This window comes from Shewanella sp. 0m-8 (assembly GCF_052977265.1).
Map to the genome: position 1 here is coordinate 34,942 of NZ_JBRIMB010000016.1, position 15,135 is coordinate 50,076.

Genomic DNA, 15,135 nt, shown 5'->3' on the forward strand with positions numbered 1-15,135 from the left:
AAGAAAGGGAGCCTAAGCTCCCTTTTTTGATCTCACTTTGAAGTTATATTTTAGTTTTGCATTACCGTTGCTGTATTAAAGTCACCAGTTTGCGTAACTGAAATAGCGTTACCAGAACCTGACTGAGAACCCATTACGAGGTTATCGTTACCAGTTTGGGCAATAGTCAGCGTGTTTTCTACGCCTTCAACCATAAAGCCACCGTCATCTTCAGCGCCAACCCAGTTGCCATTGCCTGTTTGATAGATAGTCGCGATATTTTCATCGCCTACAATAATGAGGTCAATCAGGTTAAGATCACCTTCTTGCGTCATTTCTACTTCAGTGTTATCAAAACCGACGACTGTAACAAGGGCTTCATTTTGGTTGCCATCTTGCTCGATATCAACATCATTACCGAAGCCTAGTACGTCGGCATAACCGAAGTTCTCATTACCTTCTTGAGCGATTTCGATGCTGTTATCGTCGAGTTCAGTGAAGGCTACTGCAGTATTGGCGTCACCGTCAGATATGATTGAGATATCATTGTCGTCACCATACTGAGCGAATGTCGCAAAGTTACCATTGCCTTCTTGATCTAGATTCACACTGTTTTCGTCACCAAATACTTGAAACTCAGCGCCATTATTATCACCATCTTGCTCAATACGAATCGTATTATCACCACCTTGAATTTCGGCAACTAATGTATCGCCAATGGTGTTCGAGCTACCATCTTGCTCAATCTCGATGTCATTGTCGTCACCAGCGGTAAAGGCTAAGTAAGCCGTGTTACTGGTACCAACTTGTTCAATTTCAATTTCATTATCAGAACCGGCCAGCGCATATACAAAACCTGTGTTGCTATCGCCTGCTTGAGAGACAACAAAATTATTGTTATCGCCCTCAACGCCTTTAACTGCACCTAGGTTATCATTGCCTTCTTGGTAAACCTCAACGTCGTTGTTGTCACCAACATTGGCGCTAATATCCAGTGATACCATACCTGCAACGTTGTTGTCGCCGTACTGAGTGATATCACCGTCGTTGCCGTTACCTTCAACACGGAACGTGGCAAAGTTACCGTTACCATCTTGCTCAACATAGCTCGTGTTTTCAGCCCCCACGAGTTCAACAACAGCTTCGTTTTGCTCACCAGTCTGCATGACATCAACCATGTTGCTATTACCCGTCACATCAATATCAATTTGGCTAAAAAAGCCTGATTGATTGACATTCACTTCGTTGCCGTCACCTTCAATGTTTGCATCTGTAATGTGCCAATCTTCAGTTTGATTAATATCAATCACATTGCCTTCACCCGTTGACTCAACGTAGGCCTCAATCCACTCGCCATCTTGTGTGACAGTCGCTGCTTGGTCATCACCGGTCTGTTTAACGCTAGCAATATGTAGATCACCGGTTTGGCGAATGGTAGCGTCCTGACCAACAACGTCACCCGATGCGATAGTGGTTTGAATAATTGTGGCACTGTTTGCTGAATCGGCTAATGCATTGCTGCTTAGGCCTAAACTTGCTGTAATCGCTAGCGCAATCATAGTTTTAGTTGTTTGCGATCTCATTAGAGGCTCCCTGCTTAATATTGAGTAATTGTGATTGCGGCACCGTCTGCAATCTGTTCAATTGAAAAACTGGCACTTCCCAGCTGATTTATTTGTACTAAATTGTCATTGCCAATCTGGGTGATATAGGCTTGGTTATCCGTCCCAGCTTGTAAAAGATCAACTTCATTATCTTGTCCAAATTGAATGACTTCTGCTTGATTACTACTGCCAACTTGGATTAAGTCAGTGATATTTCCCTCGCCAGACTGGCTCAGACTGGCTTGGTTAAGTACGCCGACTTGCACAAGGTTAATAATGTTGTCTCGCCCTGAACTTTCGAGAAGTGTTTGCAGTGTTATGGGGAGTTCATTGGCAACTAACTCTGATTCATTGCCAAGGCTAGAGGCTGAATAGAGTGAGAGGGCAAGGATGACTCCAACTGTTTTAAAAACCGACACTTAACGCTCCTTCATTAAGATTACAAGGTGAAGCACACTTCACTTTGTGCTTGCTGGTGAGGTCTCTTTACTAGAAGTTGCTCGCCAGATAAGTTCCTCAAGTTACCCTGTTGTTTTTTTGCTGCAATAAGAAAAAGGTCTACTTATTTGAGTAGATGAAAATTCTACCAATCTGACGATAGATTATCTTTTTACTGTTGAATGCTAAGAGGTTTTGGTTTTTTTAACTGTTTTTGGATCACTTTTTATAATGCAATGGGATTAGTAGTTTAGTCCTAATTGGTCGGCAAGCTCTTTCAAATGCTGAGGCGCTGTGGCAACAATTTGATGGGTTAAAAATGCCGGATGTTCACTTTTGTTTTCAACAAGCCAAGCGTTGTTATGGGCTGGATAATGGAGTGTTTGGGGTACCGGTTCGGGAAATTTAAAGGATTAATAGGGAACCTGTTTATGTTTAAGAAACTGACACCGTTAGCCTCTGCTATCGCTGGAATTATCGCGGTTTCGTCTGCTCCAGTGCAGGCGAAAGTAGTAACTCAACACGAATATATTAAAGACTCGCTAATCGTTGTTTATAAAGACAATGCCACTCAGAGCGAGCGCGCGTCGGCTCAACGTCTGGTTAGGGCTTCTATGCGTGATGTTAATGCCGATGGTGTTGATGACCGTTTTGCTAACTTGCTTGAGGGTAAGCTGGCTAGATTATCACTTCGTCCAGGTTCAGATGTTGGGCAGGCGATCAAGATGATCAGTCGTCATCCTGCAGTAAAATATGCAGAACCTAACTATGTGATTAAGGCGATTGGTACGCCTGATGATCCAGACTTTGTGTCTTTATGGGGCATGAATAACACGGGCCAAGATGGCGGTGTAGCTGATGCCGATATTGATGCAGTAGAAGCTTGGGATGTCACCACTGGTGATAGCGCTATTGTGGTTGGTGTAATTGATACCGGTGTTGATTATAACCACCCAGATCTACAGGCAAATATGTGGACCAACCCGAATGAAATTGCTGGTAACGGCATCGATGATGATGGTAACGGTGTAATCGATGATATTCATGGTTTTAACGCTGTGAATAACAGTGGCGATCCTATGGACGGCAACGGGCATGGTACTCACGTAGCAGGGACGATTGGTGCGTCGGGTAACAATGGTGTTGGCGTTGTAGGTGTTAACTGGGACGTGAGTATTGTGGGTTGTCAGTTCTTAGATTCGAGTGGCTCAGGCTCTACGGCTAATGCGATTGCTTGTATCGACTATATGACAGATTTAAAGTTAAATCATGGCGTAGAAATTAAGGCGACGAATAACTCTTGGGGCGGCGGTGGCTTTAGCCAAGCGTTGAAAGACTCTATCGATGCCGGTGGTGATGCTGGGATTTTGTTCTTTGCTGCAGCGGGTAACAGTGCGGTCGATAATGATGCGAATCCGCACTATCCATCAAGTTATGATTCTGATGCGGTTATGTCGATTGCCAGCACAGATCGAAATGATGACATGTCTAGCTTTTCTCAGTGGGGCTTAACCAGCGTTGATATGGGGGCGCCGGGTTCAGCTATTCTTTCAACTACACCGGGCAACACGTACTCGACATACTCTGGTACATCAATGGCGACACCTCATATGACAGGTGCTGCAGCGCTAGTATGGTCTATTAATCCAGACTTAACACCGTTAGAGATGAAGCAGTTGCTGATGGATTCTGGTGATGCCAATACTGCACTTGCAGGTAAGACCGTTGCGGGGACGCGATTGAACGTAGCCAACGCGCTTGATCTTGCCGATCCCGATCCTGCTTATCGCTTTACGGTAACGCCAACTTCACAAACTGTAGAAGCCGGTAGCTCAACTCGTTATGACTTTAGTGTCGGCAGTGTCGCGGGGTGGGACGGTACAGTGGCATTAACTGTCGATGTTACGCCAACTCTTGCTGGTGTAACGTTATCGAGTAGCAGCGTAATGGCAGGTGATAGCTTTACTGTTGATGTTGCAACTGATGCTGCAGCTGCTTGGGGAGATTACACCATAACGGTTTCGGGTGATGACGGCAGCATTGTTAAGAGCAAAGCGGTTTCACTCACAGTGCTACCTGAAGGTATTCAGGACTTTACTTACTCAAATACTGATTCTGCAGCGATCCCTGATAATGATCCGGCAGGTATTGTTAGCACTATCGTGATTGCCGATGATGTTCAGGTATTTGGTGTTAACGCTAATGTGGATATCTCTCATACTTGGAGCGGCGATCTCGCCGTCACCTTAACTTCGCCAGCTGGCACTGAAGTTGTGCTACATAACCGTGAAGGTGGCAGTGCAGACGATATCGTTAAGAGCTGGGACTTGAGTGCCTTTAATGGTGAAATGGCAACCGGTACTTGGACATTGTCAGTTGATGACAATGTTGGTTCGGATACGGGAACACTCAATAGCTGGGGGATGATTATCTCTGGTGTGGGTGAGGCGGCTCCAGCTGCACCTGTCGCTGGCTTTAGCTATGCTGTAGATGGTCTCAATGTTGCCTTTACTAACTCAAGTAGTGATGTGAACGATGATATTGTTGGTTATAGCTGGGATCTGGGTGATGGTGGTGTATCGACAGAGATGAGCCCAGCTCATAGTTACGCGGCTGCTGGAACTTACACTGTATCTATGACGGTTACAGATGCTGAAGGTAATAGTGATACCGCGACGATGAATGTAGAGGTCTTTGAGCATAGCATTACAGCGGGTGTCGCACGCGCTAAGCTATCACGTCGTGGCAGTGCACTGGTCGACTTAACTTGGGATGGTGCATCAGGTGATAACGTGGTGATTTATCGTGATGGCAATGCGATAGCAACTACAAGCAATGATGGCCGTTACCGTGACCGTTTCTCTGGTGCTGCAGCATCGGTAGAATACAAGGTATGTGAAGCATCAAGCAGTCTTTGTTCTGATGTGATAACAGCAGCTTTCTAAGTTTACTTAGTGAGTAATACTGTTATTTAGTTATATGAAGCGACCTTATGGTCGCTTTTTTTATGTCTGTATTTTGAGGGCTACAGCTTTAAGCACATAGGTTTAAAAGTTAACGTGGTATTTATCGAGAATGGCTTGATAGGCACCAGAGCGTTTTAAGTTTTTAACGCCTTCTGCAAATTTTTCAGCATATTGCAGGCCTTGCACATTGTGGCTAAAGCCTACATAGAGTGGAGTAGCTTCTCCTTCGCTGCCCGCAAAGCGAATAAGGTCGCTATAACCGTTTTGTTTGGCTGAGTAATCGATAACATAGCGATTGCCTAATATGACATCTACGCGGTTTTTGATCACTAAGTGAAGGTTCGTTTTTAGCGGGGTTTCCCCTGAAGTTCGAAAATGAGTTGGGTGTTGTTTAAGGTATTGGTTCAATGCGTTGCCATAGTCATACCCTAAGATAGAGGCTAGGTGTTTATCATCTAGGCTAGGGAGATCAGTAAATTGCCAGTCGTCATTGCTGTGGGTAAAGAAGTCATTGGTATATTGCCCAATAACAAGGTGATTATTATAAAGTTCAAAAGCGGCCACATGCTCACTCGTGACAGCCAGCACAGCATCAATCTTATGCTGACTTGCAAGCTTCAATGCGCGCTGAAAGGGGATGAGCTCAAACTTGACGTTGATATTCACCGAGGCAAAGGCTTGTTGGGTTAACTCGACCACATAACCTGAATCATCAGTGCAGATATAGGGGCACCATATATCTGATGCAACGATGATCTCGTCTGCGTGGGAGGAGAAGCTTACGGCTAATACGATTAGTAATCTACACTTCAAAACAATCCTATTGTTAGTCACTCTATAAGGCGAGACTAGTCTATCAAAAGTATGCCGATAAAGGGGGATATTTAGCTTATTTAGTGGTCTAAGCTTGTCATTGGGGGCGGGAAAAATAGTATTTCTCTTTTAGGCGGTACTCCTTTATGAGCGGGTTGACATGCTCTTGTCATATTGTACTTACACTATAGTGGTAGCTGTTTTATGTCATAAAAGTCGCTTGTTGTTATTTGTCGATGATTGTTGTTTAAACGGTTGATGTTGTGAGGGTTCTTAACCTAGTTCATAGTTTTTTGAATTTATTGATAACGAAAAACTTGAATAACCGCTGCTTTGAACTAAATTCGATAAGAGCTGAATAATTTATGTGATTTATTTCATCTTTGAGAGTGATATTTTGTATTTACAACTATTGATATTCGGCAAAAATCTGTAAAAATACCGCTTCTGTCCCTGATGACGAAATACAGGGAAAACGGAGGTAAATGTTAGCGCAATTTGCCTCTTATTGATTTTTGTATGTGTTGATTTAAGGGCATTAACATATATGTATAAGACGACAAAAAAACCAGTATGGTACGGCGAACTAAGAACAGCTCGTGGCAATACCATTCTAATTCATGATAAACAGTTTCCTGATGCTTCTGCTGGACGTGTTTACTTCTATAACGCGACTCGAGAGTCAATTATTGAGTATGCAGAAGATATCGTTAAGCCTAACTTACATGAGCTTGATGAGCAGGCGATAGCTGAAGTTGATAAAACTTATGGCGCCGCTTGGTTTGCAGCAAGAGAAGAGTTTATGGCTAAACATCAAGGCTGGGTAGAGGCTAATAATCCTAAGGCTGCTGCTGCACCTAAAAAGGCAAAGGCTGCACCAGTCGATGATGATGAGCCTGAACTAGAGTCGGCAGGCGGTGACGATGACTATGATGATGACTGGTCAGACGATTACGATGATTAATTAATGAAAAAACAGCGCTAGCGCTGTTTTTTTTTGCTTAATGTAATTAGAAGTGACTAATTAGCTGCAACATCATTTTCAAATTGATAGCGGCTAATATGATGATAAATCTCACCAGCAGCTATGACAGCATCACCTGCAATATCCGCTTGGTTTGGTGCATCGGGGATCTGCTGAGGCTCCAAGCACACACCTTGGTACTGTTTTAGTGTCTTTTGATTTTTACCTGTAATGCCTTGTAAATGGTTAGCACCGTAAACCTGCACGCCTGGCTGATTGGTATATAGGGTCAAGCTTCGACCGCTGTAGGCTGAGCTCAGCCTACCAAACCGCTGTAATGTCGACTCACTTTGCGGTAATAAAAAGCAATGATCTAAACCTGATGTTGCAGTTAACTCCTCACGACCAATCAGCGACTGCAGTTGAGTCGGTACAGATAAGTCTAAACCGCTGCCACGGGTTTCGCAGATCCCACTAGGCACTCCTACATTATTCATTTCGAGATACTCAGTGGCATCGATTTGCAGTTGGTGCGCTAGACTTGAGTCGCTGGCATCTAAGTTGAAATAACTGTGTTGAGTCAAGCTGATGGGGCAGGGTTTATCTGAGTTGGCTAAGATTTCGATATAAAGATTGTTGCCAACAAGACGATAATCTAACTGCACATTGCAGTTTCCCGGAAATCCCATATCTCCATCAGGGCTTCTTAGACTGAGACGCACACCGTCTGGTAAAGGGCCTAGCTGCCAGTTTTTTTTATGAAATCCCTCGCTGCCACCGTGTAAGCAGTTAGTCTCTTGATTGACATCGAGTTGATACAGGTTGTGACCAATACTAAATTGGCCGTTAGCGATGCGGTTTGCATACCGCCCTGCAACGGCACCCAGATAGGCATTTTGTGCTAGATAATCTTCGGCGCTATCACAGCCTAAAACTAAATTGGCACGCTCGCCATCTCGATCTGGTGCCCATAAAGAGCGAATTATCCCGCCTAGGCTTAACACCTCAATGGCGATAGTACCGTTGTCGATGAGCAGTCGCTCAATTTGTCCACCACGTGGATCAGTCCAAGGCTCGAGGGGGCGAATACGTACCATAATTAGGTCCTGTTAATGGTTAAGCTAGTCGTCGATACGCTTGGCGCCATCGCAAGCGTTGCACAGATAAATATCGGCTTCTAAACCTGTTTTTTCAGCATATTTCTGTTCAACAATTTCTACAACAGCGTCGGTGAGCGCGTGATCGACCAAGGCGACAACACAGCCGCCAAAGCCTCCGCCAGTCATGCGAACGCCGCCATGCTCACCAATAACATTAGCGATGATTTCAACGAGGTAATCGATTTCTGTTGTGGTGATTTCAAAATCATCCCGCATTGATGCATGGGACTCTGCCATTAAACGGCTGACCTTCGCTATGTCAGCAGACTCTAGTGCCCATGCTGCATTTTGGGTGCGTCGATTTTCAGTGATCACGTGCTTTGCGCGTTTATAACAAGCTTCAGTTAATTCAGATTTACCCGCTTCAAGGCTGGCTAAATCCAGATCTCGTAGTGATTCAAGACCAAAGTGGGCAGCAGCTTGCTCACACTGCTCACGTCGAAGGTTATACTCCGAATCGACGAGGCCGCGTTGAACATTAGAGTTGATAATAATCAAGCTTAAACTGTCAGGAATACTGACCGCCTCACTGTCTAAATCGAGGCAGTCGATAAGCAGTGCATGGTCCTGCTCACCTAGCGCGCTGATCATCTGATCCATGATACCGCAGGCGCAGCCAACAAATTGGTTTTCGCCGCGTTGTGCTAACTGAGCGATGGCAAGAGGTGAGAGCTTGATTTGACTACAGTCGTTAACCGCGGTGCCAAAAGCAACCTCAAGGGCAGCAGAAGACGACAGGCCTGCGCCCATTGGCACATTACTGACAACGGCTAGATCGAGCCCTTTGGGTGCAAGACCCGAGGTGGCCATAGCGGCAGTGAAACCTTTTAAGTAGTTCGACCAATGGTTTTTAACTGGCACTCCTTCTTCACCAAATACCCACTCTTCAATTTCACCGGGAAAGGCGTCAGATACGGCGCGAAAGCGAAGGTCATCACGGCGCTTGACTACTATGGCGGTATGAAAGTTGATGGCGGCGGGTAGCACAAATCCATCGTTATAGTCGGTATGTTCACCAATGAGGTTAACGCGTCCAGGGGCACAATAAAGCTCATCAGCTTGGGTGCCAAAAGTTTGCACAAACAGTTTGTTTGCTCGCTGAGCGGGATTGGACATAATCAAAATTTCCGAATGTTAATATTTACGTTCAGTACAAAACATTGCAATAAACTGTTTAGTTTGCTGAGTTTGATTCTGGTGACCAATTTAATAACAGCGGCATACATTAAAATTTAATCTTAATGAGTTACATTTTATTGAGCGGCAATGAGGCCTGTTTTTTTAGTGACGTCAGGTTTTTATACTGGTGTCATATTGCCTTGCTCAATATCTATCTCTAGTTTTATATCATGACTTTGTAGATTGTGTAACTGAGTTTTTTTATAGCACAAAAACTCAGCAGGCAAAGGCCCCTAATGCCCTACGGTTACGCAGGGCCATTACGTTTCCGCTAACCTTTAGTCGGTTACCAATTGGCTATTTAGGCTTTGCGGCCCAAAAACAAACTTGCTCAGTGCTAGGGTCACCAATATGGTGGCGGCAAGAGTGATCGCCATCATGTGGATGAAGTGCAGCGGGCTCCATACAAACGTAAACACGGCATATACCAACACACCAAATACCAGACCTATCTTAATCGCTTTTGCATTGACATCTTTAAAGGCAAGCGCGCAGATAAAGGCTGCCAATACCGGCATAGAATAGAGGCCGTTTAATTGCTGTAGTAGTGAGATGATGCTGGCTGACTGGGCAAATACTGGAACTAAGCATAATGAAATAAGGGTGAAGACTAATGCCACACGGGTACCAATCTTACGCACATCAGCATTCGGGTTGATGTAGTTTTGATGAATATCACAGGTATAAAGTGCAGCTGCTGAGTTTAAGCATGAGTTAAATGAGCTTAATACTGCCCCCGCCATCACCGCAGCAAATGCGCCAGACATCCAACTTGGTAAGATGTCACCGACTAATTTTCCGTAGGCCACATCACCCACATCACCATACAGCTTATAGGCAACAAGTCCGGGCAATACCACGATAATAGGAATGATAAGCTTCATGACGACTGCGGCATAAAGGCCTTTTTGCGCTTCTTCAACTGACTTTGCAGCCAAGGCTCTTTGGGTGATAACCATATTGGTTCCCCAGTAGAAGATCTGAATAAAGATCATGCCTGTTAGTAAAGTGGGCCAGGGAATATCTGATTGGGCGTCACCAATCAAGGTAAGGCGTTCAATCGGGATCCCTGATAGATCCCAGTTGACGGCATTAAGCGCTAGATAAGAGACCACGACCCCCATGAATAATAAGCCAATACCATTGAGGCTATCTGAAATCGCGATGGCTCTTAGGCCACCAAAAATGGCATAGATAGCGCCGACTACAGCAAAGATCACGGCCAACACTGTCACTGAAATAGATAAGCCAAACATTGACTTCATAAATAGTGAGCCGGTATACAGTACTACAGGGAGTAAGATGAAGGCGTAGCCAAGCATAAACAGCACCGACACCATGGCACGGATCCCTTTGTCTTGATATTTGCGCTCAAGCAGCTCAGTGGTTGTGGTGCAGTTGTATTTGTAATAGATAGGGATTAACCACTTAGCTAGGATTATCAGACCCACTGCTGCAGCAATCTCCCACCAAGCAACGATTAAGGTTTGCGCCCCATTCATTCCCACAATCTGCTCGGCACTGATGTTGGTCATCATCAATGAGCCTGCCACGACAACCCAGCTTAAGCCGCCGCCAGCAAGAAAATAGTCTTTGCTATCACTGGTGTCGCGAGTGATATTTCGGCACTTTAGGTAGGTGATTAAGCCTACCAAGGCGGTTAAGCCAAAAAATATAACGAGTTGAATAGTCTGTTCCATGATGATCCTTCACTGCTATTTTAGTTTTAATATCCGTGTGTAACTCATTGCTTTAGGGTTGAGCTCTGGCTTGTTTGGTTATCGTGCTTTGAGCGTGAGTCGGCGCGAGGCTAAAGCCAAAAGACATAGCCTCTGGCGCGATACGATAGGGGGTATGCACGGGGCGCCCCCATGATGTATCTCCCCCCACTCCCATCTGCTTGTAATCGATATTCCAGGTGACAAAGTTGCGTGTGGGGATCTCTGCACCATGGTTGGCAGTGACTGGCACGAGTCCTGATGCTGACCCTTCGGCATCGCCGTCTCTAAAGTCGATATCGGCTTGAGAAAATGGCCATAGGCTGGTTTGCAGTAATTCTTTTTCCATAGTGGTTTGGGCAAGCAAGCCTGTACCTTTACTGTTTGTCACTGCCACATAACGTACGTCGGTGCGTTGTCCTGTTTCTTGTGGTCTAGAGTAACGATGGAAGGTTTTCTCTATGGGTAGAACATACCAAGCAACAGGGTTCCCCGTTTTTCTATCGGCGTAAGTCTCTTCAGGGCCGCGGCCAAAGTAGTGCATAAAGCGCATCTCAAATGGCAGCTTAGCTGAGAAGCCAAATCGAGGCAGGTCGGCAAGCTCTATATCACCGGGGGTAAACTGACTATTGACTAACAGTTTACCTTGCTGGCTCACGCGATAACGGGTTTTTAAAGTAAAACCCAGTGTAGGGTGCTGGTGGCTAACATCCAGAGCCGGTGCGTTGCCACTGATATAGTTGATGGAGGCTAGAGTTAACTCTGCAGCCGCATCTTGCCACATATCGGCCCATTTAGGCATTTGGTTACCCAAGTCGTTATCTGTTGGGGCGCGCCAGAAGTTAGGCATGAGAGGGCTATCAAGTAGTACTGTATCATTGGCTTTAACTTTGCTCAGCCAACCATAGCTTTTAGCGATGAAATACTGGCTGTCACCGTTTCCTAATACCCAGCTGTCGTCCGACTCTTCAATAGCATCAATCGTTTTTACGCTCACAGCTTTAGGCGTGTGCAGCTCAAACTGCTCAAAGGCTACAAGGTGATCGGTGGGCAACATAGGTTGCGGTGTATCGACTTTTACCTCTAGTAAAAGCTGATACTCGAACTCTGGTTTTTGCTGCATGAGCTCAATCGCGGTCTTAGATAAGCTAAAACGAATCGCTTTACTGGTGTCGGCTTTGATGTGTGGAAGTGCTAATAAGCCGTCAGCCACAGATTGACCATCTTGCTGCACTGTCCAGACTAAGTTTAACCCTTGCGTGTCGATAAAGTCATAGCGATTTTTCAGGGTGAATTCGACGTTTTGCTGCTTAGTACTCAATCCTGTCAGCTTAAATGACTGATAGACTTTTTTTACCTCAGATAGGTGGGGGTGTGGATTTCTGTCTGGATCCACTAAGCCATTATTAAGAAAGTTACCGTCGGTAGGCATGTCCGGGTGGTAGTCTTTGCCGTAAGCCCAATAGCGCTGGCCATTGTCATTGGTAAAGGCCAGAGACTGGTCGACCCAATCCCAAATAAAGCCACCTTGCAGCTGAGGATATTGGTCTATCACGTCCCAGTAGTCTTGTAGGTTACCGACAGAGTTGCCCATCGCGTGAGCATATTCAATCATGATAAGTGGTCTATCCGTATGCGCCTTCGCATACTTTTCAATGCGCTCAATCGATGGGTACATCGGGGCAACGATATCGGTATAAGCATGTTGCCCTGCGGGTTCATATTGCACTGGGCGGCTCGGATCGCGCTGTTTTATCCAGTCATAGAGGGCGGCAAAAAGTTTGCCTTCTCCGGCTTCATTACCGAGTGACCAGATGATGATAGAAGGATGGTTTTTATCACGCTCAACCATGCGTTCGACGCGAGCCTTGTGGGCGGGAAGCCAGCTCATCTCGTTACCAAGTTGAGTCTCCTTATCTATCGCTAATGGATGAGACTCAATATTGGCCTCATCTATCACATATAGACCATATTTATCGGTGAGACTTAACCAGTAGGGATCGTTTGGGTAGTGACTTGAACGCACCGCGTTGATGTTGTTTTGCTTCATCAAGCGGATATCGGTTTCCATGCTTGCCCGGCTCACTACATGGCCGGTATCGGGGTCGGTTTCGTGCCTATCGACGCCGCGAATAGTAATGGCCTTGTTGTTGACTAATAGCTGACCCGCTTTTATCTCGACACGGCGAAAGCCTATCTGTTGACTGCTGGCTTGAAGCAGTTTTCCCTGGCTGTCGTTAAGGCTAACAATCAGCTGATACAGGTTTGGGGTTTCTGCGCTCCAAAGTTTGGGAGACTTGAGGGAGAAGTCGAACTGTTGGCGCTGCTGTTTATTAAGTTTAGTGATATCTTGTTCACCGCTGCTGACTTCAACGCCTTGAGGGGAAAGTAGTCGATAGCTGAGGCTGACATCTTTGGCTTTTGCATGGTTTTCAAGTGTTAGCTTAAGGTTAACCTCGGCGTTATCTAAAGCGTTTGAAAGTTGATACTGCGCGTCAATATCGCTTATACGCTGCTTTTCGGTGGCATAAAGGTATACATCGCGCTCAATACCACTGACTCTGAGCATATCCTGGCTTTCTAAGTAGCTCGCATCACTCCAGCGGATAATTTGTAAGGCCAGTAAGTTTTTTCCTTGGGTCAAATAAGGAGTGATATCAAATTCGGCTGGCGTTTTGGCGCCTTGGCTATAACCCACTTCTGTGCCGTTAACAAACGCAGTCAGTGCCGACCGCGCTGCGCCAATGTGCAAGAATACTTGCTTATCTTGCCAGCCGTTAGGCAGGCTTATTTCACGACGATAGCTTCCCGTCGGGTTATGGTCTTCTGGCGCATCGGGCCAAGTCGTAGTAAATGGATAGCGCTCATCTAAATAGATGGCATGGCCAAATCCTTGGGTCTCCCAGTTACCGGGCACTTGAATGCTCTGCCAGCCCTCAAGATTAGTATCAGCTTGAGCAAAATCCTTGGGAACACTAAAAGGATTTTTAGCGTAATGGAACTGCCACCGACCATTAAGATCGAAAAAGTTACTGCTGTCTTTAGGCTGATCTTTTAGCGCGTTGGCTAAGCTCGAATAACCAAAAAAACTGGCATGCGCTGCTTGTTTGTTTTGCTCAAAAATCTGATGGTTTTGCCAGCGCTCAGGGGGCGCGCTGGCATAGCTCACAGGGCAAACTAAAAGCGCAAGCAGAGCGGTCAATAGCGAGCGGGCTGCAGCGTTATTACGGGGCGATGGTAAGGGCTTTATAAAGGGATGATTTTTCATTATTTATTATTCTATTGTCGTTATTGTATTTGTATTTGGGTCTTTCTTGTTATGTGCAGGCTATTTTCGCTGCCAAACTATCGCTAAATGCTGATTGTCGGGGCTAATGGCTATCCTTGAGGCGCTTAGGTAATCAGCATTGGGTTGCGGGATTGGGCTAATCAATTGCCAGCTTTTATTGCTCGATTTATCCCAAGCAACTAACTGGCCATTATCGATGTTAAACAGCCAGTTATTCTGACTCCAGGCATAGTCTTCACTGGCAGTATTCGAGAGTGGGATCAATTGGGTGTGGCTGTTATCTTTTGGTGAGAAGCGCTTAATGACTCGGTCGCCATCTAGCTGTTTATGTAGATAACTAAAGGCTTCATCATTAGGAATGGCATGGATACTTCTGCCAACATTTGCGACCACAAAATGACGTTCATCGGCGGTTTCGCCATTGGGTTCAAAGTAGAGACTGTAGGCGTATCGAGCCCAAATTAGCGTGCCAAGATCTTGCTTAATTGCGTAGTAACCAGCTGGAATTAAACTGTTGATAGCACGTTGGCGTGGGGTACTGCCTGTTTGTTGCCATACACTTTGATGGGGCACGCCTTGCTCGACCACATAATTAACTTGGTTGTTTTCCGCAGCTGTTTTAAAGGCTTGGGGAGAGAACTCGCTTTGCTCCGGGGTAAATGTGAGCTGCGTTATACGATTGTCGGCTATTTGGAACTGATAAATATCATTGTGGCGAGCAGAGGCTTGCGGGCCCTCACTTGGTGCGGCTTGCCTGTCTGAGGTGAAGAATAGCTGTGAGCTATCTGGTGTAAAGCTTGGCTGATTATCGTAACCGTCTCGCGCAGTGACTGGGCGACCTTCTGATACTGTCCACCCTTGTTGATTATCTTGGTAATTAAGTTTGTAGATCCAGATATCAAACCCAGCGGCAAAGGCGCTGCTGGGGACAAGAAGTAGGGCTGTTAAAAACCCATAACCCGCCAGAGTAGTATTATTATTTTTTGGCATTGTATGTTAGTGGTCATCTTATACTCGATAACAAA

The 15,135-nt window shown here is 45.6% G+C and carries 10 protein-coding genes; 2 read left to right on the plus strand and 8 right to left on the minus strand.

The genetic code is table 11. The features are described from left to right. Positions 1–50: 50 nt before the first annotated feature. Complete coding sequence (locus tag ACVBIO_RS10145) at positions 51–1,562, minus strand: curlin (protein ID WP_447172515.1); 1,512 nt, start codon at positions 1,560–1,562, stop codon at positions 51–53. Between the two features lie 14 nt (positions 1,563–1,576). Continuing rightward, a complete protein-coding gene (locus ACVBIO_RS10150) occupies positions 1,577–2,002 on the minus strand; it encodes a curlin (RefSeq protein WP_447161499.1) in 426 nt (141 codons plus the stop codon). 450 nt (positions 2,003–2,452) lie between these two features. Between ACVBIO_RS10150 and ACVBIO_RS10155 the strand changes: the two genes are divergently transcribed. Beyond that, positions 2,453–4,966 (plus strand): S8 family serine peptidase, encoded by a 2,514-nt coding sequence (locus ACVBIO_RS10155; protein WP_447161500.1) that lies wholly within the window; start codon positions 2,453–2,455, stop codon positions 4,964–4,966. A 102-nt stretch (positions 4,967–5,068) separates the two neighbouring features. Here the strand turns inward: ACVBIO_RS10155 and ACVBIO_RS10160 are convergent, their stop codons facing one another. Beyond that, positions 5,069–5,800, minus strand: a complete 732-nt coding sequence (locus tag ACVBIO_RS10160; RefSeq protein WP_447161501.1) for a substrate-binding periplasmic protein — start codon at positions 5,798–5,800, stop codon at positions 5,069–5,071. A gap of 547 nt (positions 5,801–6,347) precedes the next feature. Between ACVBIO_RS10160 and ACVBIO_RS10165 the strand changes: the two genes are divergently transcribed. After that, complete coding sequence (locus ACVBIO_RS10165; protein WP_447161502.1) at positions 6,348–6,764, plus strand: hypothetical protein; 417 nt, start codon at positions 6,348–6,350, stop codon at positions 6,762–6,764. Positions 6,765–6,820: 56 nt separating this feature from the next. Here the strand turns inward: ACVBIO_RS10165 and ACVBIO_RS10170 are convergent, their stop codons facing one another. The 5 genes from ACVBIO_RS10170 to ACVBIO_RS10190 form a co-directional block, all read right to left on the minus strand. Further along, positions 6,821–7,861: an aldose epimerase family protein gene (locus ACVBIO_RS10170; protein ID WP_447161503.1), complete on the minus strand. Its 1,041-nt coding sequence runs from the start codon at positions 7,859–7,861 to the stop codon at positions 6,821–6,823. Positions 7,862–7,885: 24 nt separating this feature from the next. Beyond that, positions 7,886–9,040: a galactokinase gene (gene galK / locus ACVBIO_RS10175; RefSeq protein ID WP_447161504.1), complete on the minus strand. Its 1,155-nt coding sequence runs from the start codon at positions 9,038–9,040 to the stop codon at positions 7,886–7,888. Positions 9,041–9,381: 341 nt separating this feature from the next. Beyond that, the gene (locus tag ACVBIO_RS10180) at positions 9,382–10,803 is read right to left on the minus strand and encodes a solute:sodium symporter family transporter (protein ID WP_447161505.1); all 1,422 of its coding nucleotides are present in this window, start codon (positions 10,801–10,803) and stop codon (positions 9,382–9,384) included. A 52-nt stretch (positions 10,804–10,855) separates the two neighbouring features. Continuing rightward, entirely contained in the window at positions 10,856–14,089 is a 3,234-nt protein-coding gene (locus tag ACVBIO_RS10185) for a glycoside hydrolase family 2 TIM barrel-domain containing protein (RefSeq protein WP_447172516.1), read from the minus strand. Between the two features lie 60 nt (positions 14,090–14,149). Next, positions 14,150–15,100 (minus strand): TolB family protein, encoded by a 951-nt coding sequence (locus ACVBIO_RS10190; RefSeq protein WP_447169759.1) that lies wholly within the window; start codon positions 15,098–15,100, stop codon positions 14,150–14,152. Positions 15,101–15,135 lie beyond the last annotated feature (35 nt).

Excerpts from the sequence above, each read along its gene's own strand:
- ACVBIO_RS10145 (WP_447172515.1), bottom strand. The coding sequence starts at position 1,562 with ATGAGATCGCAAACAACTAAAACTATGATTGCGCTAGCGATTACAGCA.
- ACVBIO_RS10155 (WP_447161500.1), top strand. The coding sequence starts at position 2,453 with ATGTTTAAGAAACTGACACCGTTAGCCTCTGCTATCGCTGGAATTATC.
- ACVBIO_RS10165 (WP_447161502.1), top strand. The coding sequence starts at position 6,348 with ATGTATAAGACGACAAAAAAACCAGTATGGTACGGCGAACTAAGAACA.
- ACVBIO_RS10170 (WP_447161503.1), bottom strand. The coding sequence starts at position 7,861 with ATGGTACGTATTCGCCCCCTCGAGCCTTGGACTGATCCACGTGGTGGA.
- galK (WP_447161504.1), bottom strand. The coding sequence starts at position 9,040 with ATGTCCAATCCCGCTCAGCGAGCAAACAAACTGTTTGTGCAAACTTTT.
- ACVBIO_RS10180 (WP_447161505.1), bottom strand. The coding sequence starts at position 10,803 with ATGGAACAGACTATTCAACTCGTTATATTTTTTGGCTTAACCGCCTTG.
- ACVBIO_RS10185 (WP_447172516.1), bottom strand. The coding sequence starts at position 14,089 with ATGAAAAATCATCCCTTTATAAAGCCCTTACCATCGCCCCGTAATAAC.
- ACVBIO_RS10190 (WP_447169759.1), bottom strand. The coding sequence starts at position 15,100 with ATGCCAAAAAATAATAATACTACTCTGGCGGGTTATGGGTTTTTAACA.